Source organism: Sunxiuqinia dokdonensis (assembly GCF_001270965.1).
Lineage (GTDB): Bacteria > Bacteroidota > Bacteroidia > Bacteroidales > Prolixibacteraceae > Sunxiuqinia > Sunxiuqinia dokdonensis.
Genome location: NZ_LGIA01000149.1, coordinates 1 through 22,619, shown reverse-complemented (window position 1 = coordinate 22,619; position 22,619 = coordinate 1). Strand labels below are relative to the sequence as shown.

The window sequence follows — 22,619 nt, the reverse complement described above, 5'->3', positions numbered from 1 at the left end:
TTTAGTGTCATGTTTCGAGTCTTTAACAATTTGTGATAGAAGCGAAACCGAAAATATCAAACAGGTCCGTGACCTTAGTCGTGTTCAATTTACTCAATTGTTTAGACAAAGAAACAACTTGCGGTATAATAGCAGGGGTAATAAAGGGGGTAATAGGGGAAAAAAATACAGATGCATCAGGTTTAAATTGTATTTGATCTTGCTTTTTCTCAGGCAGCTGCAGCTTGATCCCAGAGAAAACGTTTCGATTCTTTGCCGTCTGATCCCATTCCGTTCGCGACGGCCCGGGATTGAAACTTCGATATGGAATGATCTGCTTCGCTCGTTTGACTGTTGCGAGCCTGTTCCGGAATAGGAGAAAACCACTCAGAAATGGAAGAAACTCGGTCTTCTCGTAAATCCGGGCGGTAGCTTCCAATTCCTGATGGTCTTGTTCCAAATCTGGGCGGTAGCTTCCAATTCCGGGTGGTCTTGTTGCAATTCCAGGCGGTAGCTTGCGATTCTGGATGGTCTTGTTGCAAAACCAGGTGGTAGCTTCCAGTTCTGGACGGTATGGAGCAATTCCAGGCGGAAGCTTCCAATTCCGGATGGTATGGAGCAATTCCAGGCGGTAGCTTGCAATTCTGGATGGTATGGAGCAGTTCCAGGCGGTAGCTTCCAATTCTTAGTGGTATGGAGCAGTTCCAGGCGGTAGCTGGTTCTTCCTCTTGTTTTCCAAAACCAAAACTTCGTAGGCCTACTAAGCTCGCTAACAGACGAGTCTTCCTGAACTTGTTTCAGGATCTGCCAGAGCGTTTCGCGGTTTTGGAGTGCGAACCGCAAATCCCAAAGTTCGTTTCAACTATTGCTCCGCCGTCAGGCTTTTAAAGTCATGGGGATAGCTTTCCTGGTACATTTCGCGGTACACTTTGGCAAACTGGTCGTAAACGGTGTGGGCCAGGCTCAGTTTTCCCTGGAGGGTGAGCAGTTGTAGCTTCTTGCGCAGGGCGGGTTCATTCAGCGGATCATGCAGGCTGACCACTTCGGCCAGCTTGAAGAGCTGATGGGCATGTTTGGTTTCATCCAGGCTTTCAAAAAGCTTCATGCCCATTTCAATGATCCGGTCGCTCATTTTGCTGATGTACGGGTCGAGCCACGATTCGGACATGTTGGGGAAAAGCGTTCCGCGGCTCAGGATGTCCAGCAGCTTGTGCAGTCCCTCTTCGGAAGGGATTCCGGCTGACTTTTCCAGCTCGTTCAGTTGGCTTTCCACTTGCACGTAATCGAAGTAGCAGTGCTCGCTCAGTTCCATAAACCAGAGTTTTTCGCGGTACAACAGCTTGATGCCCGGGCAGGACGCCAAGGCTGCTTTCAGGTTTTGAATGTTTGTTCCACGCGTGTTTTTGGCGTTCTGGGTGCTCATGCCGGGCCAAAGAATGCCCGACAGCTTACTGGTGGAAATCCCTTTTTGGCCATTCACGCTATTCAGAAGAATCAAAATAAACAGTTGTTTGATCTTGGGCGAAAACTTCTGACTGACCTCCACCCCTTCAGGATTGATGACCTTGAGTCCGCCAAAGCAGTAGATTTTTTCCTGATGTTGAGCTGGCTTAGTGAGCTTTTCAGCGGGTTTGGCTTGTTTGGGAGGTGCTTTGGCTTTTCTTCTTCGGAGGTAGAAATAGGACCCAATCAGCAGAAACACTGCCAGCAGAATCGCGCCCCAAAATGTCCCCAGTTGGTTCGCTTGCTGGTCGCTGTTTTCCTGAAACTGTAGCCGGATTTCGTCGTCGTTCAGTTCGCGGTTCCAGATTTTGATGTCATCCATATACCCAACAAAAAACTCTTCCCACAAATTGCTGCCAATGAGTAAAGTGTAGTCCGATTCGCTGTAGGGCGTAATCAGGTCGATTTGATCGGTTAGCTTGCCATTCAGGTAAAATCGAATCTGGTTTTCATAGGCCGAATGCACCAGCGAAACAAAGGTCCATTCGTTGATGGGCACCTGCGATGTAACTGACCGGTAATCTTTAATACCCTGCATGGTGTAGGTGAGCTGCCCGTTGTGCAGTTTCAGCACAAAGTCGCGGCCTTTGCCCAGGATGCTGTTGTTGGCGTCCGTTTGTGTTGGTTTGATCCAGGCGGTCACGCTGAAGTTGGGTTGCAAGCTTTCCTTGCTCTGGATACCGGCGTCGAGGTAGGCCCGGCCCGGAAACCAGGCGCAATCGCCACGCAGCGGATCGTTGGTCATTTCAACAGCGTTGTTGATCATTTCCTGTTCGTTGTTTCTTCGGATGTTACGCGCTTTTTTGTCGAACACAAAATGATCGGTCAGACCAAAGTCGGGACTCAGGCCGACGGCTTTGAATTCCTTTAAATAGCTCCGGTTCGCAGGCGAATCGTGCATAATATCGGGCGAAAATCGATAGCCTGCTTTGTAGGGGATGAATGGTTCGGGATTTCCGGTGAGCAACGGAAAGCAGAAGTAACCGTTGCTGGTGCGCCGCGGATAGGATTTCCACGACACCGCAGCCAGCAAGGCATTGTTTGACAGGGTGACGCCATAGAACTTGTCTCTGGCGTTGAGCTGTGCCACCAGGCTGGCCGATTGGTGAAGCGTAGATTCGTTTGCCGAAATGAAATTGGGCAGTTTTCCGCACTGGCTCCAGAGGGTCAGGTAGAGGTCGGCGTTGGTTGGGGTGGGGGCCGTGTTCACCCAAAGCAGCTCTTTGGTGCTAAATAGAGTTTTGCTGAAGAGGCTGTCGCCGGATCGCTGTTCGAGCGTCACCTGGTCGAACGCATCGGGGGTGATCAGCACCAGCTTGTTGTTTTCGAACGCGAACTGTTCCTGATCCGCGCTGCTGATGACCGGAATGAGGTTCTGCCGCCTGGAGAGCAGGTCGAACGTCGTGTTTGGGCCCGACGGGTCCAGTTCTTCGGCAAAGAAGGCAAACGGAATGTTCGCCTGCTGAAGGCTCTCGACCGCTGATGCGCTGAGCTCATCCAAGTGAATTAGCAGGTGCGTCTTCAACCGGATGGTGGTTCGCAGACTGTCCGGCAAGTCCTGATACCATGCCGATTTTGCCTGAACTAAACCGCATGCCAGGATTAGCCAAACAAACAAGATCAGAGCATATGGACGGGCGTTTGTTTTCAAAAAAATACTGGATTGATTGGTCGTTCCTGCAAATCTATAAAAAGCTGACTGATGTTTCCTTGGAAAATAAGGAAAACCGCTTCGGAATGAAAAAAAGTGGTGCTGTTTTGCACCCACCCCGTCCCTCCCTACACGTAGGGAGGGAGGAGCAGAACTTCGTTCTGCGGAGGGAGGGTCAAGGTTTTTGTCTCCACCAACCCTCACTCCGAAGGAGTAAAATGTTCATCACCCCGTGCGAAGCTCGGGGTCTGCGGACACGCAAGGACTAACAACCCCGTAGTGGGTTGAATTTATTTTCAGTAAGCATTTCTGGGTGTTCAACCCGCTACTGGGTTGGGCCGATGTTCGTTAGCTTTTAACCCCCAAATTCATTGGGGGTGATGAATATTAAACCCTTCGGGTTTCTGATTTCCTCTTGATAATCCGGCTCCTCCGGTTTTCGTGTACCCACCCCGTCCCTCCCTACGTGTAGGGCGGGAGGAGCAGAACTTCGTTCTGCGGAGGGAGGGTTTGGAGCTTATCGAATCGATCCAGTACAATCTACTATTCTTTGCAGAACATTTTGCATGTTTTCCAGCTCTTCATTTCTGATTCGTAAAACGTGCAAGCCCAGGCTTTCCATAATCTCATCACGGGCGGTATCTTCTTGTTTTTGAAAATCATGGATTTTCCCATCCAATTCGATCACCAGTTTTTTTTCGGCACAATAAAAATCAGCAATAAAATAAAGAGGTCGGTTGTTGTGGACTTGATAAATGATCGGATGTTGACGTAAAAATTTAAACCCGTCTAACTTTCTTTTTCGAATATTGGCCCAGAGAATTTTCTCGCAAGGAGTCATGTTTTTGCGGAGCAGACGTGCCCGGTTAATTGGCGTAGGATCGCTCATTCGATTGGTATTTTCATGCAAGTTATAAAAAAGAAGGCAATTGAGCTGCTCTGTTCTCCGGCTCTCTCGCACCCACCCCGGCCCTCCCTACACGTAGGGAAGGAGGAGCAGAACTTCGTTCTGCGGAGGGAGGGTCAAGGTTTTTGCCTCCACCAACCCTCACTCCGAAGGAGTGAAAAGTTCATCACCCCGTGCGCAGCTCGGGGGTCAGCGGAAACGCCAGGACTAACAACCCCTATAGAGGGTTGAATTTACGTGTAGCAAGTCTTTCGGAGATGTTCAACCCACTTCGGGCTTGGGCCGGTGTTCGGACCTTTTTAACCCCCAAATTCGTTGGGGGTGATGAATATTGAACCCTGCGGGTTCTGTTTTTGTCCGGCTTTCGGAGAGGAAATTTTATTCAGCCTGCGTAGCCTTGCCAAATCCCGATGAGCGGGATATACTTTCTGTTCTTTAAATGCCCCAGATTCTACAAATCTTGAATTTCACGCTTCAAAGCACGTTTTACCAACTGGTTCAACGTAATCCCTTTTGCCGTTGCGGTTTGTACCGCTTGTTTATGCAATTCCTGGCTGACCCTGACATTAAAACTGCCTTTATATGATTTTTCAACCGGCTTTCCTTCACGTTGACAATCTTCGATATGAAGGCTTACCATTTCTTTAAATGCGTTTTCGAGTTCATCAACCGATGTGCCCTCAAAAGTAACCAGATCGTTTATTCCTTCAATTTTACCAAAGAAAAGACGGTCATCAGCACTATAATTTACCGAGCCGATAAAGCCTTTGTAGGTTAAAACATTTTTCATAATGCCTCCATGTTTTTTAATTCTTGTTCAATCAAATCAAGCTGATAACGTTTTAGGATATTCCCCGGATGAGGTTTATGCAGTTTTATTTTGTGGGTTGATTTTTCGTCGGTAAAAACTACCCTTGATCCGGAGCCTTGGGTTTGCCTGTAGCCAAAACCAGCTAACAAGGTAACCAGTTCATTGTAACTGAAATCTTTTGGTTTGGTTTTAAACCTGGCAATCAGCTTTTCGGTTTTGCTCATGATGCAAATATATAAAAAGTGCAACTAAAGAACAGTTGCCTGTGTGTGAATCTTTCCAAATTGCTACTGCCTGATGCAATAATATCTGATCCAGCCTATGCCAGCCTTGGCAACCTTCAAGAAGCAGGGTTTTCTGGGTGTTCAACCCACTTCGGGGTTGGGCCGGTGTTCGGACCTTTTTAACCCCCCAAATTCTTTGGGGGTGATGAATGTTGAACCCTGCGGGTTCCTGGTTTCCATTAGCGTATCTGGCTCCTCCGGCTTTCTTGCACCCACCCCGGCCCTCCCTACGCATGTAGGGAGGGAAGTCGCGGCTTGCCGCGGCAGGGAGGGTCAAGGTTTTTGCCTGCACCAACCGCAGCTTAGCCGCAAACGTGAGACCGCTGGCCCCTTTCCGATCTTCATCGGAACAGGTAGTTTTCGTTGCGCCTAAAAAAAGAGGAGACCGGGGCATGCAGTGTGGACAGAAATACAGATGTTCTAATATCTTGGAAGCGATGGATAATAAGAATTGTTGTAGTCTTCTTTCAAAATGGCAGGTCATCTTCATCGTCATCCCTTTCACTAATCGTATTTTTTATTGCTTGAGATAACTTAATATCTACTCCTATTTGGAGTAATAGCTTTTCACGATATAGACCTTTAGATTTAATTTTCGCTTCACTATAATCCCAAACTTTAGTCTTTAAAATATCAGGAATTTCTTTGAATCTTTGTTTATACTTATCTTCTTCGAAGTAAACTGAAATAATTATGGCTAAATAAAAGCAGCATCCAACTGGATTTTTAATAATCTGCTCTTCTGAAAATCTCACGACAATCCAGTTACAAGAGAGAAAAAAAACATCTCTACGAGTATCTGAAGTGAAATTGTCCTTAGTTCTAAAATGGATTGGCTCCCTGGACTCAAATGAATAAGGCTCATCTATTTCAATATCAATTAAATAATTTCTATCCGTGTCAAAAAAAATGAAATCGGGGATATACGGACTCACAAAGGAATCTTCTAAAATCACTCCTCGATCACAAAATATCTCGTCCGGGAAATATTTCTGGAGGAATTGCAAAAAATATTTTTCTGAAACTCCTTTTTTTACTTGAACAGTACAATTTGGTTTTTTTACTTTTTCAAAAAAATCTTCGCGCTGTTCGAACAAATAAAGATGATTCAGTACTAAATCATTTTTTATGTGCAGAATTTTGGTAAACTCTTCTATTTGCTCATTATATGAAGACATGCTTTTGTTGTATTCAACTAACTTTTCATTGTATTCTTTTCGATTTTTTTTATTATTAGAAGACTCAATCCATCTCCAAACTAGACCGAAAAGGAGTAAGATTAAACCATATTGAATTGTCCCATCTGAATTATTAGAGCTCCCAATTACTATGACGAGAAACGAAAAAAAAACGAACCACCAACTTGTATAGTAACTCGGAGTTTCTACTGGTTTCTCGGGTTTTGGCAGCACAAAGGGTAATTCAATGTGCTTGTTTCTAATATTCATTAATCCTTGCGGGATTTTCGCTATAGGGAATTCCATTTGTTATATGATCAACAAATAATACCAAGACTATCTTCAAGGTTGAAGATATCAGAAAAACAAAAGACTGCATTTTCCTCTATCATGAATTTATTTAAAATAACACCAACACTTACATCATGATCTTTGAAATTGCCGTCAATACTTTGGTGGTCGTCATTCATTAAGAATTGCTTTTTAAATTCTTCATATAGTACAGAATCCGTGGGATAGATAACGATCTGGTCAATTATGCCGACATCACTCTTTTTCCCAATGAGATGTTCATTTTTGCTTGCTAATTCAACTGCTTCTTTAAATTTCATAATGTAATAATTAAAGTATTTGTCTTGGCATTTCTCACTGAATAGACCTCCGAAAGCTAATATAAGGTCAAATGATTTCATTCTTTTTGTTTCGTTTTCTACATCTTCCAGTAAGAAAATGGCTTATCAAAACTGCCTTCCGAATAGCACAGCAAGCCTTTCACTCCTGTTAATGTTTAAAAAGTATTTCTATACTTCGCGATATTCCCCTAATTTACAAACTCTTCTTCATTCGTTTACTAAGTATTGAGAATTTCAGTTGTCAGCCTCTGTTATATTCTGGGTCTTTACAAAAAAAACCTCTCAGGTTTCAAGAACCCGAAAGGTTTATAACAGCCATTCCAGTTTCGAAGGCGGGAATATTTTATCGGTCTACAACCACCCGGGCGGCCAGGTAGCCGTTGTAAAATTCGGGGTCGCGGCGTTTAAAGATTTTCATCACCTTGTCGAGCTTGGTGGTTAAAATGTCGTGGGCTTCGCTGAACAGCTCGGCCAGGCTTTTGGTGGCCTGTGTCGATGCAATTTGGTAGGCGCGTGGTTCACCGTTCATTTCCAGGAAACGGTTCAGGTCGGCTTTCAGGTCTTCAATTTGCTCTTCGGTTACGCCGTACTCTGCCACAAGTACTTCCTTGTGTGTTTCCACTTCAGTAATTACTTCCTTAATTTTCGGGATAAAGTCGCCATTGCGCATCTCGTTCAGATCAGAATACGAAGCGGCCATTTTACTTTCCAGCGCCGCGTCGTCGGTAACCACGGCAAAAGCTTCTACCGAGTCGTTCAGTACGTCGCCTTTCAGGGCGATTGTTTTTTTCAACTGCTGTTTACTTTCGCCAACAAAAACCTGTGCAGCCAGTTGCGATTCCTGCGATTGTTCAATCGCCAGATTTACGGTACTCAATTCGGTTTTAAAAACGACAATTTTGGGGATGGAGCTCCATTTCTCGGGTTTGCCATCCAGAAAAGCGATGACGGCGTCATGCATTGCCTTTCGGTTAGATTGATTTTTGTTCATAGGTTAATAATGTAAATTAATTTGCTATGCTAGTTAGTACTTTTCAGAACAAAATCCAATCAATTGTTCAATTATTTTTATGGGTAGTTGATTTTTTATTTTTCACTTAGGCCTATTGGTCAGTTTGTTCTGTGTGTAGTCGATTGGTTATTTGATCGGATTAAAGTTGTCAAATCCCTTGTGTTATCTGTTGTTTCGGTCTTTTTTATTGGGCGGATTGCGTAAATGTTATGATGCATCAAGCGGTTATTCGGATACATCGAGCAGGCATTCGGATACATCGAGGGGATGTTCGGACGCATCGAGCAGATATTCGGATGCGTGGAGCGCATATTCGGATGCATAGAGCACACATTCGGATGCGTTGAGTGCAAATTCGGACGCGTAGAGCACATATTCGTATGTATGAAACGCAAATTCGTGTGCGTGGAGTGCAAATTCGTGTGCATAGAGCACACATTCGGAAATATCGAGCAGCGATTCGTTGCTTTTAGTTTCCAGCCAGGGTGCCGGCTGTCTTTTCCACTTCCCTGAAAACACGCAGCAGGTTGCCACCCCAGATTTTTCTGATGTCTTTTTCGGAGTAGCCGCGCTTCAGCAATTCGTAGGTGATGTTCGGAAATTCGCTCACATCGGCACAATCGGCTAGTCCGCCACCGCCGTCAAAATCACTGCCAATGCCCACATAGTCCACGCCCACCAGATTCACCACATGATCGATGTGGTCAACCAAATCGCTGACGGTCGGCAGTTCTTTCGGGTAGTTTTTCTTCATGTCCTGCCATTCCTGGTTGAAAGCAGTCTTTTCGGTTTCGTTCATTTGATTGTATTCCGTCCGGTACCGGTGCATCAGCTGGCTTTCAACGGCGTAGCGCCGGGTGGTGGTATCGGGCTCCTTGATGTAGTCGTCGAGCAAACAGATTTGAATGACGCCGTCGTTTTCGGCCAGCTTTTCGATCATCTCGTCGCTCATGTTGCGGTCGTGCTTGCACACGGCACGCACACTGCTGTGCGAAGCGATGACCGGTGCCTGGCTCATGTTCATCACATCAAAAAAAGCTTCATCCGAAATGTGCGACACATCGACCATCATGCCCAGCCGGTTCATTTCGTGGATGACCATGCGCCCAAAATCACTGACCCCATGGTGTTCCGGATCAGCCAAATCGCTTGACGAATCGCAGATATCGTTGTGAAAAGAATGCGAAAGGGTGATGTAACGAACGCCACGCCTGTAAAATTCCTGCACCCGTTCGAGGTTTTTAGCCAGGGGGAATCCATTTTCCAGTCCGATATAAATTGCCCGTTTACCAGAACTTTCAATGTTCAAAGCCTGATCGGCGGTGAGTGCCAGGCTGGCCGTCGCCTGATGTTTGATAGCCGCCGAATGAATGGAATCGAGCATCTGGTGGGCCAGTTGGTAGCTTTTCAGGTAGTTTTCGTCCGTTCGTGGCTTCTGGCCCACCCACACGGCAAAGAACATCGCATCGAGCCCACCGGCTTTCATGCGTGGCAAATCCACCCGGCTGTCGGGACTTTGGTGTTCATCGCCAATATCAAAATCACTTCTGATCATTTCCATTGGGGTGTCGCAATGGGTGTCGATCGTTAACACACGCTCGTGAATACGCAGGGCTTTTTTCCACAGGCGCTGGTCTTTTTCTTCAGCTTGGGCAAACAGGACTCCCAAGCTCAGCAGAAGTAGTAAAATCAGTTGTTTCATTCGCTTGATGGTTTTAGCTCATCATCCCATCCGGATGTTGCAGCCAGTTGTCTTTTCGTTGGAACCGGACGGGATTGCCGATGATTTCTTTGGAAAACGCTTTCAAATCCTGACCGGAGAAATTGCCCGAAGTCATAATCAGCAGGTTTTTGTCGCTCCAGGCTTTTGCGCGGAGTTGTTCGAATAAGGCTTCCGGGTCGGTAAAAACCTGTAAATTCTTGCTTCCAAAAGCCTCGGCTACTTCTTCCTTGGTTATTGGGCTCAGGCGTTTGTGTTCAATCGTTTTTGGGTTGAAGAAGACGAACGCTTCGTCGGCTTCGTCCATGCAGTTTTTGTATTGAGGCAGAAAATCTTTTTTCAATGAACTGTAGGTGTGCAGTTCCATCACCGCAATTAGCTTTCGGTTAGCGAATTGTTTTTTCACCGCGGCAGTTGTGGCTTTTAGTTTCGAAGGAGAATGGGCGAAATCGTAAAAGACCGTGCAGCTTTTATTTTCGGAAAGTACTTCGAGGCGACGGTCAGCTCCTTTAAACGAGATCATGGCGCGGTAAAATTGCTCATCGCTGATGCCCAGTTGGTCGCAGACTAATTTGGCTCCGGCTATGTTTTGCAGGTTGTGGTCGCCAAAAACCTGCAAGCGGATGTTCCGTTGCCCGTGGTTGAGGTAAGTTACGCCGTCGTCAACCGTTGAATCATGGGCCTGGTAGGCCTGCTTCTGAATATCGGTGCGTGATCCGTCAGCAATTTCCTTCAGAATTTCATCGCCTTCAAAATAAATCAACGAACCGTTTTTTTCGATTTTATCCGCGAAGATCCGGAATTGCTCCACGTAGTTTTCAAAGGTTGGAAATACATTGATGTGGTCCCAGGCAACGCCGCTCAGCAGCGCGATGTGTGGGTGGTACAAATGAAACTTCGGGCGGCGGTCAATGGGCGATGACAAATACTCATCGCCTTCAAATACCGCGATTTTGGTGTTTTCCTTCAGCGAAACCATGGTTTCAAAGCCTTCCAGTTTGGCACCAACCATGTAGTCAAAGTCAATGTGGTTGGTTTTCAGCACATGCATAATCATCGAGGTGATGCTGGTTTTTCCGTGCGAACCGCCAATCACCACACGGGTTTTGTCTTTGGTTTGCTCGTATAGGTATTCGGGGTACGAATAGATTTTCAGCCCAAGTTCCTGTGCCTTTTTCAACTCCGGATTGTCGGGATGGGCGTGCATGCCCAAAATGATGGCATCAATGTCTTTGGTCATCAATTCGGGCTGCCAACCTTGCTGCTTGGGTAACAGGCCCTGTTGTTCGAGGCGGCTCTTCGAAGGTTCAAAAATCTCGTCATCGCTGCCGGTTATCTGGTAGCCTTTTTTGTGTAGCGCAATGGCCAGGTTGTGCATGGCGCTTCCGCCAATGGCTATAAAATGAATGTGCATGAAGTCTGAATTAACGTTGAGCGTTTAAAAATAGCGAAAGTAGTTTAAGTATTCCTTTTCAGGAAAGAAAATTGAGGCATTTCGGGGTTCGGTCGATTTCGTGTATTTTTGGATTTCTTCGAAATTGAATGAGATTAGAACAAGTGAACGCAAAGGAACGATTGAAACGAATTTTCGGGAAACGATGGATTGCCCTTTGGCTGGCGTTTTTCACATTTGTACTGACTGAATTGCTGGCCGCTTTCCCGGCCTTGACGGAGTCGGTGTATTCACGTGGAATTTACCCGTCAATCGCAACGGTTTTGTCGTCGGTCAGTCGTTGGTTTCCTTTTTCGCTCGATGACTTGTTTTACGTGGGTTTGATTGTGCTTGGGCTGGTGAGCATCCTGGCTCTTGCGCTTCGGCGCATGCGCTGGCGTTCGTTTTTTGTGCTTTGGATGAACGTGCTGGCCTTTTCGTATGTGCTTTTTTACTGGCTGTGGGGCTTCAATTATTATCGGCAGGATTTGAATAAACGGCTGACAATTGCTGAGAGCGAACCGGATACGGAGGTTTTCATCTCGGTGTTGTCCGGGCTAATTGAGTCAGCTAATGCGGCCTATGTTAAGGTTGATACGCTGGATGTGGCGCAGGTGGATTCGTTGGTTGAAGCTTCGTACCAACAGCTTGCTCCTTTTCTCGGTATTGACTATCCGGCCGGCGTGCGGCGGGCCAAACCCATTACTTTCAGTGGTTTTTTTGCCAAAGCAACCATTTTGGGTTATTACGGGCCGTTTTTCAATGAAGTCCAACTCAATAAACACTTGATGCCCATTCAGTATTCTTTGGTGTTGGCGCATGAAAAAGCGCACCAATTGGGAATAACCAGCGAGGCCGAAGCCAATTTTTATGCCTGGTTGGTTTGCTCCAATAGCCCGGATCGGGTGCTTCAGTACAGCGCAAGCCTCTATTTGCTTCGCTATTTTCTGAATGAAGCCTATCCGCTCGAAGCCTATCCGGAGCTGGTCAAACAGATTTCGGAGCCGGTGAAAGGCGATTTTCAGCGAATCCGCGAACATTGGCTGGCTTTGCGCGATGAAAAAATTGACGACTATGCCTCAAAAGTGAACGACGCTTATTTGAAAACAAACAAGGTTGAACAGGGCATTGATGATTACTCCGGCGTGGTGAAGTTTGTGATGGACTTTTCTGGCGATTCAGTCGCAAACAAGCGCCTTCAAAAATTGTTAAACCCATAGAAAGTAAAAGATGAATCGATTAATTCCCATACATGCCGGCCATTTTTCGTGCGATGGCGGTGCCCTTTTCAGCGTCATTCCAAAGCCGCTGTGGTCGAAAGTTTATCCGGCCGACGAAAATAACGTGACCCGCCTGACCATGCGCTGTTTGCTGGTTGATCAGGGTGAACGCAGAATTTTGATTGAAGCGGGTGTCGGCAATCACTATCCGGAGAAGGTGCGGCAAAACAACGGACATGAACAAACTGACGCCTTGTCAAAATCGCTGGCTGCACAGGGTTATGCTGTCGGCGACATTACCGATGTGCTGTTCACCCATTTGCATTGGGATCACTGTAACGGTGCAGTTTTGAATGAAGCTGGCCAGCTGAAATTGCTTTTCCCGAATGCCACGCATTGGTGCAGTAAACGCCAATGGGAGCACTTCCCAACAGCCAGCATTCGGGAGCAGGCGGCTTTCTTTCCGAGTATTTTGAATTTTTTGAAGTCGGAAGGAGACATGCAGTTGGTTGAAAACGAAGGAGAGCTTTTCCCCGGAATTAGCGTCCGGTTTTTCGATGGTCACACGCCCGGGCAAATGATTCCGCTGATTGAAAGCGAAGGAAAAACCTATGTGTACACTTCCGACCTAATCCCAACCGCGGCGCATATTCCCATTGTTTGGCTGGCCTCATACGATTTGTACCCGGTAAGCGCGATGGAGGAGAAGGAAGCTTTTTTGAAAGAAGCGGCTGAAAAGAACTATGTTCTGTTTTTCAAGCACGATTATTACACCCAGTGCGCCAACCTGAAGTGGACCGAGAAAGGAGCCAAGCTGAACGAAACGTTTTCCATATAGGATCATTTGATCGTTAGATTGGGCGAATGTTTGTGTGTGCTTTGTTGCTGAATGTCAGTGTGTTTCTGAGTGTGTTTTGAGAAACAGTTTTTGAAATACCCGAAAACTCGGTAAAAGTTTTTATTTTTGCCTCCCCTGCTTTAAGGAAATAGTTTTCTGTTTTAGCAGGAAAATCTGAACTGAAAACTTCAGAAACCGAACCTGAAACGAAGATAACCAATTGAATTAAAGTCTGGTCAATGGAAGGTCAAGTCAAGTATCTCAAGGCAAAATCATTCGTTCTGGATAAGATTGATTTTTTTTATCCGCTATTTCGTCCTTTTCTGGATTTGCAAACCTTTCGTTATCTGGCTGTTGGTGGTTCCAATACTTTGCTTGATATTTTCCTGTACTTTGTTTCTTACAATTTTGTGCTTGATAAGCAGGTGGTTCACTTTTCATCAGGAATTGCGATTAGTCCGCATATTGGTGCTTTCATCCTCGCTTTTTTAGTCACTTTTCCTTTGGGTTTTATGCTGATGCGGGGGCTGGTTTTTACCGAATCCATTCTTCGGGGGCGGATTCAACTGGTTCGGTATTTTTCGGTTGCCATGCTGAATATCCTCCTCAATTACGTGTTGCTGAGATTGTTGGTCGAGTACTTTCGTTTTTATCCAACGCCATCCAAGGTCATTACTACCGGTGTGGTGATTATTGTCAGCTACCTGCTACAGCGATTTTTCACCTTCAAGTCGTAGATTAAAGGAAGTTTTTGAGATGGTGAATTGATCCCCAACTCATCTCAAACTTGCCAAATTTAGCTAAATACGGAAACTTAACTTGCCAAATTTAGGTTTTCAATTTATTTCAAAAGACAACTTTTTGGAATTTTTGCTTTGAAGTTTCTCATTTCCTCAAATACCCATGCTCTGCAAACCATGCCAGCGCATCGCTGATCGCCGTTTCCACCGGGGTTTGTGGCAGTTGCAATTCACTAAGCGCTTTTGCCGGTGAATAGTAGTTGTCGGCCTGGAGCAAGCGCGCGTTAATGGCGTTGAGCTTGGCTGGATTTCCGCTCAGTTTTTCATACCAGGTTCCGGCTTGTCCGGCAAAGTTTAGCAGGGGCTTGGGTAATGGCAACAACTGTTTGGGCCAGCCACACACGGATTGCATTTTGCCAAAAAACTCCCGATAGCTCAGGTTTTCGTTGGCCAGCAAGTAACATTGGCCATTCCTCCCATTTTCGATGGCGCTGACAATACCGCTCGCCACATCTTCAACATGAATGAAATTTTTTCCTCCGGCAGGACAGGGCATCAACCTTTTTCCGTGCGCCATCAGCAGCATTTGTCCCGAGCTGGGCTTGGCATCGTACTTTCCGAGCATAAATGTGGGGTTGACAATGGTAGCCGGGAATTGGTGTTTGCGGTGAAAGTCGAGTACCAACTGCTGTGCTTCGTGCTTGCTACGCATGTAGCCCGATTGGTGTTGCAGGTCGGTAAAAGGAGACGATTCATCTCCGGGATTTTCTTGACTTCCCGGCCCAAATGCGTTGGCCGATCCCACGAAAATAAACCGCTCAATTCCGGCTTTTTTACTTGCTTCGAGCACCAGCCGCGTGCCGTCAATATTGGCCTTTTTGTAATGCTCGTAGCCTGATGGCCACTGCGACGTATTGGCCGCCACATGCACCACCGCTTGGCAGCCAGCAAGCGCTTTTCTTAAATCATCCGCATGCAAAAAGCTTCCTTTAAACAATTCCAGGTCCGTGTTTTTCAGTGATAGCAGGTTACTGCTTTCCCTCACCATCCCTCTGACATCATAGTTTGCCAGCAACAGTTTTCTGGTCAGGTTGCTTCCAAGCAGGCTGTTTGCTCCGGTTATCAATACTTTCATGGGTTCTTTTTTTACCATTTTCGCGTTTGAAAATACAGGTTCCGACAAAAATCCGGAAATTTTCAGGAACCAGGCGGATAAAGAAAGCGTTGAGGCGATTCATAAATCCGGGGATAATCACCGACTTTCCACTCATCATTTTCCGGATGGCGATTTGCGCAACCTGCTCCGGGGTCATAATGGACAGTTTTACATACGCACTTTGGCCGTTTATCCGCTTGGTCACATCCGAATTGGTCATGATGGGGCCGGGGTTCAACACGCTTACCTGTACATTGCTATCTTGCAGTTCCGCTTCGAGGCCGCGCGTAAAATGATGGACAAATGCTTTTGTCGCCGGGTATATGGTTTTATAAGGAACGGGCGAAAAAGCGGCGAGGCTGGAAACATTCAGGATGTTCGCCGTTGAATGTCGTTTTAACTCAGGCAAAATAAGTCTTGTCAGCAAGGTCATTGCCCGTATGTTGAGCTGGATCATGTCGTCAAGGTAGTCCGTTTCAGAGTTCACAAATGATTGAGTCCCGCCAATTCCTGCATTATTGATCAGGATATTTACATGGAAGTTTTCAAGTACCCAGTTGCTAAAATCAAGTACTGCCTGGCGGCTGGTTAAATTGGTTTCCTTGCAAAACACATTCACTTGATAAGTTTGCCTGAGTTCTTCACACAAGCCAGTGAGATTTTCATTGGGAAGCGAAACCAGAATCAGATTCATGTTTCGTTGAGCACATTCCTTCGCAAACGCTTTCCCAAGTCCGGTGCTTGCTCCGGTAATTAAGGTGTATAATTTGTTCGGATCTTTCATAAGTAAATAATTTGTTTCTTAATGGTCTGATGGAACTCACATGTTGCTGAAAATTATTTTCATTCGTGTTTGTGTGTGGAGCAACATGTTCGTTTCATTTTTTTGATTTCATTATTTTCTATCGTTTTCAACCCTTGAATTGTTGGTTGTTCATCGTGAGCTCCTGTTTTTTAGTTGACGGAAACACGTTTCCCGGCGTGTGTTTCTTTTTCACAGAAAAACAGATGATTAACCAGGGGATAGACACAAAAAGCAGGCTAGATCATTTCATTGGAGGGGATTGAAATATTTATGCATTCTAATGATCTGAGTACAATGACAGTTAAAAACTGTTCAGTTCAGATTTCTGCTCGGCGAATAGTCCGCAATTATGGGTCAACTTTTCTACATTGTAGCCTCGATTACACGGCTGATTTCTGTAAAGGTATTGTAATTACAGGGGATTTCATCTTTTTCAGTAGAAATTCCAATTATCAAAGCAGGGAAATAATGTTTTGATCCTGTTGAAAAGAATGAATCCTGATCGCCCTTCCAAAACCGACTGTTATTTATAGTGTTTATAAATAAGGCAGGTGATTGGCTTTGTGAATCATTTTAAGATGTAATAGTCTGAAAATCAAAACCTGATATTTGTTACCTAAAGGTTAAAAACTTAGCACTTTTTGAACATTCCTTATGTAAAAAGACTAATTTTGCAGCCTGATTTTCTTAATAGTTACATTATGGCAGAAAAATATATCAAACTATTTCAAGAGTTCCCTCCTGTCAGTACCGAAGCGTGGAAAGAAAAGGTAGTTGCCGATTTGAAAGGCGCTGACTTTGACCGCAAGCTGGTTTGGAGGACAAACGAAGGTTTTTCCGTACAGCCCTACTACCGGCAGGAAGACCTGGAAAAGCTGGGCTATCTGGATGCACTTCCAGGTGAGTTTCCTTATGTACGAGGTACCAAAACGAACAACAACGACTGGTATGTTCGTCAAAACATCCTCGTAAAGGATTTGGAGGAAGCCAACAAGAAAGCACTCAACGTTTTGATGAAGGGAGTGACTTCGCTGGGCTTTGTCTTTAATGAGTGTGCAGATGTCACCAAGGAGGATATGGCCGTCTTACTCGACAACATTTGTCTGGAATCGGTTGAAGTAAACTTTGTGGCCAAGTGCTTTACCAACAAAATTGCGCTGGCTTTTGCCGAATACGTTGCCGGAGGCAAATGGAACCTAAAAAACATTGTTGCTTCTGTGGCTTGCGACCCCTTCGGAAACTACCTGCTTTATGGCCGGATGAAAAACGGGTTTGAAGGTTCGGTGGAACAGGTGAAAGGATTGGTTGAGAAAACCAGCCAGCTGCCTGCCTTCCGCGTGATTGGCATCAATGCCAAAAATTACGGTAACGCCGGGGCCTCAGCAGTACAAGAACTTGGGTTCGCGCTGGCGCAGGGAGCAGGATACCTGACGTCTCTGACTGAAGCGGGTACTGCTGTTGACGAGGTGGCGAACAACATCAAATTCAACTTGAGCGTAAGCTCCAATTACTTTATGGAAATTGCCAAGTTGCGCGCCGGACGCCTGCTGTGGGCACAAATTGTAAAAGCTTACGACCCCAAAGATGAGGCAGCTTGCCAAATGAAAGTACATGCCGAAACCGGGAGCTGGAACAAAACGTTCTACGATCCATACGTGAACATGCTGCGCACCCAAACCGAAGCCATGAGCGCGGCTTTGGGTGGAGCCGATTCCATCACGGTGCTTCCGTTCAACGCGATTTATGAAGACCCAACGACTTTCTCTGACCGCATTGCCCGCAACCAGCAGTTGTTGTTGAAGGAAGAATCGCACTTCGACAAGATTGTGGATGCTGGTGCCGGTTCCTATTATATTGAAGAATTGACGGCATCGATTGCTGATGAAGCCTGGAAGCTGTTCCTGGAGATTCAGGATCAAGGTGGCTTTTTAGCTGCGGCCAAAGCCGGTTTTATTCAGGCTGAAGTGAAAGCCATGGCTGCCAAACGCGATCTGAATGTAGCCACCCGTCGCGAAAACCTGTTGGGTGTGAATCAATTCCCGAACTTTACAGAGCGTTTGGAAAAAGCGGAAGCCGTGGAAGATGCATTGAAGCCAACGGATTTGACAGCCGATGATGCTGAAATTGAAACCATCAAGCCCTATCGTGGGGCACAGGCGTTTGAATCCATTCGCGTAGCCACCGACAAGTATGCCAAGACCAACAAACGTCCGCTGGCTTTCATGCTCACGGTCGGTAACCTGAACTTCCGCAAAGCACGGGCCCAATTTGCCTGCAACTTCTTTGCCGTTGCCGGTTACGAAGTGAGGGACAACAATGGTTTTGCCACGGTTGAAGAAGGTGTTGCCGCAGCCAAACAGGCCGGTGCCGACATCGTCGTGATTTGTAGCTCTGATGATGAATATGCTGAAATGGCTCCTGCTGCTTTCGAAGCCATCAATGGTGAAGCAATCTTTGTTGTTGCCGGCGCTCCCGCTTGCACCGACGAGCTCAAAGCCAAAGGCATTGAAAACTTCATCCATGTGAAAAGCAACTTACTGGAAGAACTTCGGGAATACCAATCAAAGCTGGGAATTGTTTAAAAACAGATGCTGGATGCAGGATGCTAGATTCTGGTTCGCAAGAATCCAGTATCAAGAATCCAGAATCAAAAATCATCATTATGAAACCGAATTTTAATAACATAAACATCAAAGAAGCACAGACAAAGGCGGATGCCAAAGTGTGGGCTGCTCAAAATAAAATTGAGAAAGACTGGGTGACTCCGGAGCAGATTCCGGTGAAGCCGGTGTACACCAAAGAAGATTTGGAAGGCATGGAGCATTTGAATTATGCTGCCGGTTTGCCGCCATTCCTTCGCGGGCCATACTCGGCCATGTACGCCATGCGTCCGTGGACCATTCGTCAGTATGCCGGATTTTCTACAGCCGAGGAGTCGAACGCCTTTTACCGCCGCAACCTGGCTGCGGGACAAAAAGGGCTTTCAGTTGCTTTTGACCTGGCCACACACCGCGGCTACGACTCTGACCACCCGCGTGTTGTGGGCGATGTGGGTAAAGCCGGTGTAGCCATCGACTCGATCCTGGATATGAAAATCCTGTTCGACCAGATTCCCCTGGATAAAATGTCTGTATCAATGACCATGAACGGAGCTGTGCTACCGGTAATGGCTTTCTATATTGTTACCGCATTGGAGCAGGGCGCCACCTTGGATCAACTTTCAGGAACCATTCAAAACGATATTCTGAAAGAATTCATGGTGCGGAACACCTACATCTACCCGCCGGAATTCTCGATGAAGGCGATTGCCGACATCTTCGAATTCACTTCGCAAAAGATGCCGAAGTTCAACTCCATCTCCATTTCGGGTTACCATATGCAGGAAGCCGGTGCCACAGCCGACATTGAAATGGCTTACACCCTGGCCGATGGTTTGGAGTACCTGCGTACAGGTATTAAAGCCGGATTGGATGTGGATGCCTTTGCGCCACGTCTGTCTTTCTTCTGGGCAGTTGGAATGAACCACTTCATGGAGATTGCCAAAATGCGTGCTGCTCGTATGATTTGGGCTAAATTGGTGAAACAATTCAATCCTAAAAACCCCAAATCGATGGCTTTGCGCACGCACTCGCAAACATCGGGTTGGTCGTTGACTGAGCAGGATCCTTTCAATAACGTAGGTCGTACGGCTATTGAAGCGATGGCGGCTACTTTGGGGCACACGCAGTCGTTGCACACCAACGCGCTGGACGAAGCAATTGCTTTGCCAACCGATTTCTCTGCACGTATTGCGCGGAACACGCAGCTGTACATCCAGCAGGAAACTGAAATTTGCCGTGGAGCCGATCCATGGGCCGGTTCTTACTATGTCGAATCATTGACTCAGGAGTTGTACAACAAAGCCTGGGCGCTGATTGAAGAGGTTGAAAAACTGGGTGGCATGTCGAAAGCCGTTGAAACCGGTGTTCCAAAGATGCGGATTGAAGAGGCTGCAGCGCGTGCGCAAGGCCGCATCGACAGTGGCGCGCAAACCATTGTTGGGGTAAATAAGTACCGTTTGGAGAAAGAAGATCCAATTGATATTTTGGACATCGACAACACCGCCGTTCGCCTGTCGCAAATTGAGCGCTTGAAAAAGCTGCGCGAAGGACGGAACGAGGACGAGGTACAACAAGCGCTGGCGGCCATTACCAAATGCGCCGAAACCGGCGAAGGCAACCTGCTCGATCTCTCGATTAAAGCTGCGCAAAAGCGTGCTTCATTGGGTGAAATATCAGATGCCTGCGAAAAAGTCGTGGGACGTTATAAAGCTGTAATCAGAACAATTTCAGGCGTGTATTCATCAGAAAGTAAACAAGACAAGACCTTTGCCGAAGCCCAGGAGCTGGCGAAGAAATTTGCCGAACTGGAAGGCCGTCAGCCTCGGATCATGATTGCCAAAATGGGGCAAGATGGTCACGACCGCGGCGCCAAAGTAGTCGCTACCGGTTATGCCGACCTCGGTTTCGACGTGGACATGGGACCGCTGTTCCAAACGCCGGAAGAAGCCGCCAAACAAGCCGTTGAAAACGACGTGCATGTGATGGGCGTTTCGTCGCTGGCTGCCGGACACAAAACCCTGGTGCCTGCCGTGATTGCCGAGTTGAAAAAGCTGGGCCGCGAAGACATCATGGTCATTGCCGGGGGTGTGATTCCCGCACAGGACTACCAATACCTGTACGATGCCGGTGTGGTGGCCATCTTTGGCCCCGGAACCAGCGTATCGGTTGCCGGTAAAAAGATCCTGGAGATCTTAATCTCGGCACACGAAGAATAAGAACTGACTGCAATTGATCGGATGACTCCGAGTCATCCGATCAATCAACAACACCAAAAGCCATTTTCCGTCAGCTGACGGAAAATGGCTTTTTTATTGGGTGAAGACCTTTTCAGGAAGCGGCACTCCAGGTCCAGAAGGTAGCGTCATCCCGAATTCATTTCGGGATCTGCCAGCCGTTACCTGCCAACCTTTCCATGTTCGACACAGATGCCGAAACAAGTTCGGCATGACGCTTAATTGTATGGTTGGTATCCTAAGAGAAAAGCGTCACCCTGAACTTGTTTCAGGGCCTGCCAGCCGTTACTTGCTAGCCTTTCCATGTTTGATACAGATGCCGAAACAAGTTCGGCATGACGCTTAATTTTATGGTTGCTGCCCTAATTGAAGAGAGTCATCCTGAACTTGTTTCAGGATCTGACTTCGAATTTCGATTGAGCTTTTCAAAATACGCTTTCGCCCTTGCCCGGTCTGCAATCACTAACTCCCCATCTTGTATGATGAACCATTCAGCGGACAAATCTTTCATTTCAGGATTGCCTTCCCGGATCAGATTGATTTTCCAGTCGCGATGCCAATTTTTAAGTTGTTTTTCCCGGTTAATGCACTCATCCATGCCTTCGATTTTCTCATAATACATTAAATCAGTCAGATTATATTTGAGTGTAAAAGCCGATCCTTTTCCAGTTTTGTGTTCGAGTACCCGTCTTTTAATGTCTGAAGTCACCCCAATATAGAAGGTCGTGCGGTTCCTATTGGACAAGATGTAAACGAAGCCTTTATGCATGTGTGGAGGTTTGTTGCCTAAAGGTATGAATTTCGATGGAGAACTAGCAGACGGATGCCGAAACAAGTTCGGGATGACGCTTCTCGCTACTCCAAATCCAGAAGATAGCGTCACCCTGAACTTGCTTCAGGGTCTGTTGGTAAATAACTGCCTTTCTTCTCTTGTTCTATGCAGAAACGGAGTAGAGATTAAAAGAGAAATGTCATTTAAGCGTTGGTGTCGGATTTACTTTTATTTTAATGATGATCCCATACGGATCCCAATAGCTTAATTTAATTGGTATCGGTTCAAGTTTCATATCCTCTCCTTGAAACATCCACCATACTTCAGATTTGGTGTTATCCGTTAAATGCTTTAATATCCTATAATTAATAAGGTCTAGTTCTTTTGTTGGATTGTATATAAAGGCTTGTGTTGTACCCTTAATAGGTTCTCGGTTTTTCCCAAAGAAATTTAATCCCAACGTCACTTTGTTTATTGATTCCTGCTTATAGTATTTTTTTCTCGAGCTTGAATTTTTATAGTCAATATCAAAGAAAATGTACCTCCATTCATTTTCTGGTTTCCAAATTAATTTTTTCTGGGAAACCCATGACCTAACAGTGCATCTGAATTCATCCTGATTATCAGACAATCCAAACCTTTCTAATTCATCATCTCTTTTATAGTTTACTTTTTCAGGTGTAGTTCTATTGAGATCTTTTGATAAGATTTCTAAATTGAAAGATATTGAAAAGCCACTGTGATTTGAATAGTATCCCCATATTATATCCTCAAACTCTTTCTCATTATTATTAAGACAAATAATGCCTAATTTAGATAGTAATACTTCAATCACCTGATCTCTGTTAGAAATTGGAAAGCTTTTTTCAGAAAAATTTGGAATGTGTTTCTTTACGATATCTTCTCTAAAAGTTTGTTCTTCCCATGCCTTTATTGAGCAATCACAAGGATCATTGAATTGTAAAGGATTTGAGGCCCATAGATAATTATTCTTCAAAGCATCATAGCTAAATTCATTACATGCATAATACTTGGTCAATTCTTTTGGTGGTTTTTCTTCAGCCATTTTTCCTTTAAAACTACAAAACATTACGATAATCGAACGAGAGGCTGCAGTAATTTTTATTGATGAGGCTGTCTAAAAA

General features: G+C 45.8%; 19 protein-coding genes. 5 read left to right on the top strand and 14 right to left on the bottom strand.

Going from position 1 to position 22,619, the window contains the following annotated elements; translation table 11 throughout:
* Positions 1 to 22: 22 nt before the first annotated feature.
* From NC99_RS09670 to NC99_RS09610, 10 genes are all read right to left on the bottom strand, one after another.
* The gene (locus NC99_RS09670) at positions 23 to 661 is read right to left on the bottom strand and encodes a hypothetical protein (RefSeq protein ID WP_157624750.1); all 639 of its coding nucleotides are present in this window, start codon (positions 659 to 661) and stop codon (positions 23 to 25) included.
* 180 nt (positions 662 to 841) lie between these two features.
* Positions 842 to 3,133, bottom strand: a complete 2,292-nt coding sequence (locus NC99_RS09665; protein ID WP_157624748.1) for a LamG-like jellyroll fold domain-containing protein — start codon at positions 3,131 to 3,133, stop codon at positions 842 to 844.
* 517 nt (positions 3,134 to 3,650) lie between these two features.
* Positions 3,651 to 4,022 (bottom strand): endonuclease domain-containing protein, encoded by a 372-nt coding sequence (locus NC99_RS09655; RefSeq protein ID WP_053182958.1) that lies wholly within the window; start codon positions 4,020 to 4,022, stop codon positions 3,651 to 3,653.
* Between the two features lie 469 nt (positions 4,023 to 4,491).
* Positions 4,492 to 4,830 carry a type II toxin-antitoxin system HicB family antitoxin gene (locus tag NC99_RS09645; protein WP_053182953.1) on the bottom strand — a complete coding sequence of 113 codons (339 nt, stop codon included), beginning with the start codon at positions 4,828 to 4,830 and terminating at the stop codon, positions 4,492 to 4,494.
* Complete coding sequence (locus NC99_RS09640) at positions 4,827 to 5,075, bottom strand: type II toxin-antitoxin system HicA family toxin (RefSeq protein ID WP_053182949.1); 249 nt, start codon at positions 5,073 to 5,075, stop codon at positions 4,827 to 4,829. The genes NC99_RS09645 and NC99_RS09640 overlap by 4 nt, the downstream gene beginning before the upstream one ends.
* A 527-nt stretch (positions 5,076 to 5,602) precedes the next feature.
* Positions 5,603 to 6,619, bottom strand: coding sequence for a hypothetical protein (locus tag NC99_RS09630; protein WP_053182943.1), 1,017 nt, complete (start codon positions 6,617 to 6,619; stop codon positions 5,603 to 5,605).
* Positions 6,620 to 6,630: 11 nt separating this feature from the next.
* Positions 6,631 to 6,924 carry a hypothetical protein gene (locus tag NC99_RS09625; protein ID WP_157624747.1) on the bottom strand — a complete coding sequence of 98 codons (294 nt, stop codon included), beginning with the start codon at positions 6,922 to 6,924 and terminating at the stop codon, positions 6,631 to 6,633.
* A gap of 364 nt (positions 6,925 to 7,288) precedes the next feature.
* Positions 7,289 to 7,936, bottom strand: coding sequence for a hypothetical protein (locus tag NC99_RS09620; RefSeq protein WP_053182938.1), 648 nt, complete (start codon positions 7,934 to 7,936; stop codon positions 7,289 to 7,291).
* Positions 7,937 to 8,426: 490 nt separating this feature from the next.
* The gene (locus NC99_RS09615; protein WP_082326405.1) at positions 8,427 to 9,659 is read right to left on the bottom strand and encodes a dipeptidase; all 1,233 of its coding nucleotides are present in this window, start codon (positions 9,657 to 9,659) and stop codon (positions 8,427 to 8,429) included.
* Between the two features lie 13 nt (positions 9,660 to 9,672).
* Positions 9,673 to 11,091 (bottom strand): UDP-N-acetylmuramate--L-alanine ligase, encoded by a 1,419-nt coding sequence (locus NC99_RS09610; RefSeq protein ID WP_053182932.1) that lies wholly within the window; start codon positions 11,089 to 11,091, stop codon positions 9,673 to 9,675.
* Positions 11,092 to 11,219: 128 nt separating this feature from the next.
* On the opposite strand from NC99_RS09610, the gene NC99_RS09605 reads away from it, so the two are divergent.
* The 3 genes from NC99_RS09605 (at position 11,220) to NC99_RS09590 (ending at position 13,904) form a co-directional block, all read left to right on the top strand.
* On the top strand, positions 11,220 to 12,329 hold the full coding sequence (locus tag NC99_RS09605; protein WP_053182929.1) for a DUF3810 domain-containing protein: 1,110 nt from the start codon (positions 11,220 to 11,222) through the stop codon (positions 12,327 to 12,329).
* 10 nt (positions 12,330 to 12,339) lie between these two features.
* Positions 12,340 to 13,167, top strand: coding sequence for an MBL fold metallo-hydrolase (locus NC99_RS09600; protein ID WP_053182926.1), 828 nt, complete (start codon positions 12,340 to 12,342; stop codon positions 13,165 to 13,167).
* A 239-nt stretch (positions 13,168 to 13,406) separates the two neighbouring features.
* On the top strand, positions 13,407 to 13,904 hold the full coding sequence (locus NC99_RS09590; protein WP_053182920.1) for a GtrA family protein: 498 nt from the start codon (positions 13,407 to 13,409) through the stop codon (positions 13,902 to 13,904).
* Positions 13,905 to 14,052: 148 nt separating this feature from the next.
* Here NC99_RS09590 and NC99_RS09585 read toward each other — a convergent pair whose 3' ends face one another.
* Entirely contained in the window at positions 14,053 to 15,042 is a 990-nt protein-coding gene (locus NC99_RS09585) for an NAD-dependent epimerase/dehydratase family protein (protein ID WP_053182917.1), read from the bottom strand.
* Entirely contained in the window at positions 14,966 to 15,847 is an 882-nt protein-coding gene (locus tag NC99_RS09580; RefSeq protein ID WP_053182912.1) for an SDR family NAD(P)-dependent oxidoreductase, read from the bottom strand. Before NC99_RS09580 ends, NC99_RS09585 begins: the two co-directional genes overlap by 77 nt.
* A gap of 722 nt (positions 15,848 to 16,569) precedes the next feature.
* Here NC99_RS09580 and NC99_RS09575 point away from each other — a divergent pair.
* Both NC99_RS09575 and scpA read left to right on the top strand, forming a co-directional pair.
* Positions 16,570 to 18,450, top strand: a complete 1,881-nt coding sequence (locus tag NC99_RS09575) for a methylmalonyl-CoA mutase family protein (protein WP_053182910.1) — start codon at positions 16,570 to 16,572, stop codon at positions 18,448 to 18,450.
* Positions 18,451 to 18,530: 80 nt separating this feature from the next.
* The gene (gene scpA, locus NC99_RS09570; RefSeq protein ID WP_053183229.1) at positions 18,531 to 20,684 is read left to right on the top strand and encodes a methylmalonyl-CoA mutase; all 2,154 of its coding nucleotides are present in this window, start codon (positions 18,531 to 18,533) and stop codon (positions 20,682 to 20,684) included.
* Between the two features lie 394 nt (positions 20,685 to 21,078).
* Here the strand turns inward: scpA and NC99_RS09565 are convergent, their stop codons facing one another.
* The gene (locus tag NC99_RS09565) at positions 21,079 to 21,471 is read right to left on the bottom strand and encodes a GIY-YIG nuclease family protein (protein ID WP_082326403.1); all 393 of its coding nucleotides are present in this window, start codon (positions 21,469 to 21,471) and stop codon (positions 21,079 to 21,081) included.
* A gap of 202 nt (positions 21,472 to 21,673) precedes the next feature.
* A complete protein-coding gene (locus NC99_RS09560) occupies positions 21,674 to 22,540 on the bottom strand; it encodes a DUF2971 domain-containing protein (protein WP_053182908.1) in 867 nt (288 codons plus the stop codon).
* Between the last annotated feature and the right edge of the window lie 79 nt (positions 22,541 to 22,619).

Coding starts and splice junctions, on each gene's coding strand:
- NC99_RS09655 (WP_053182958.1), bottom strand. CDS start 4,022: ATGAGCGATCCTACGCCAATTAACCGGGCACGTCTGCTCCGCAAAAAC.
- NC99_RS09645 (WP_053182953.1), bottom strand. CDS start 4,830: ATGAAAAATGTTTTAACCTACAAAGGCTTTATCGGCTCGGTAAATTAT.
- NC99_RS09640 (WP_053182949.1), bottom strand. CDS start 5,075: ATGAGCAAAACCGAAAAGCTGATTGCCAGGTTTAAAACCAAACCAAAA.
- NC99_RS09630 (WP_053182943.1), bottom strand. CDS start 6,619: ATGGAATTCCCTATAGCGAAAATCCCGCAAGGATTAATGAATATTAGA.
- NC99_RS09625 (WP_157624747.1), bottom strand. CDS start 6,924: ATGAAATTTAAAGAAGCAGTTGAATTAGCAAGCAAAAATGAACATCTC.
- NC99_RS09620 (WP_053182938.1), bottom strand. CDS start 7,936: ATGAACAAAAATCAATCTAACCGAAAGGCAATGCATGACGCCGTCATC.
- NC99_RS09615 (WP_082326405.1), bottom strand. CDS start 9,659: ATGAAACAACTGATTTTACTACTTCTGCTGAGCTTGGGAGTCCTGTTT.
- NC99_RS09610 (WP_053182932.1), bottom strand. CDS start 11,091: ATGCACATTCATTTTATAGCCATTGGCGGAAGCGCCATGCACAACCTG.
- NC99_RS09605 (WP_053182929.1), top strand. CDS start 11,220: ATGAGATTAGAACAAGTGAACGCAAAGGAACGATTGAAACGAATTTTC.
- NC99_RS09600 (WP_053182926.1), top strand. CDS start 12,340: ATGAATCGATTAATTCCCATACATGCCGGCCATTTTTCGTGCGATGGC.
- NC99_RS09590 (WP_053182920.1), top strand. CDS start 13,407: ATGGAAGGTCAAGTCAAGTATCTCAAGGCAAAATCATTCGTTCTGGAT.
- NC99_RS09585 (WP_053182917.1), bottom strand. CDS start 15,042: ATGAAAGTATTGATAACCGGAGCAAACAGCCTGCTTGGAAGCAACCTG.
- NC99_RS09580 (WP_053182912.1), bottom strand. CDS start 15,847: ATGAAAGATCCGAACAAATTATACACCTTAATTACCGGAGCAAGCACC.
- NC99_RS09575 (WP_053182910.1), top strand. CDS start 16,570: ATGGCAGAAAAATATATCAAACTATTTCAAGAGTTCCCTCCTGTCAGT.
- scpA (WP_053183229.1), top strand. CDS start 18,531: ATGAAACCGAATTTTAATAACATAAACATCAAAGAAGCACAGACAAAG.
- NC99_RS09565 (WP_082326403.1), bottom strand. CDS start 21,471: ATGCATAAAGGCTTCGTTTACATCTTGTCCAATAGGAACCGCACGACC.
- NC99_RS09560 (WP_053182908.1), bottom strand. CDS start 22,540: ATGGCTGAAGAAAAACCACCAAAAGAATTGACCAAGTATTATGCATGT.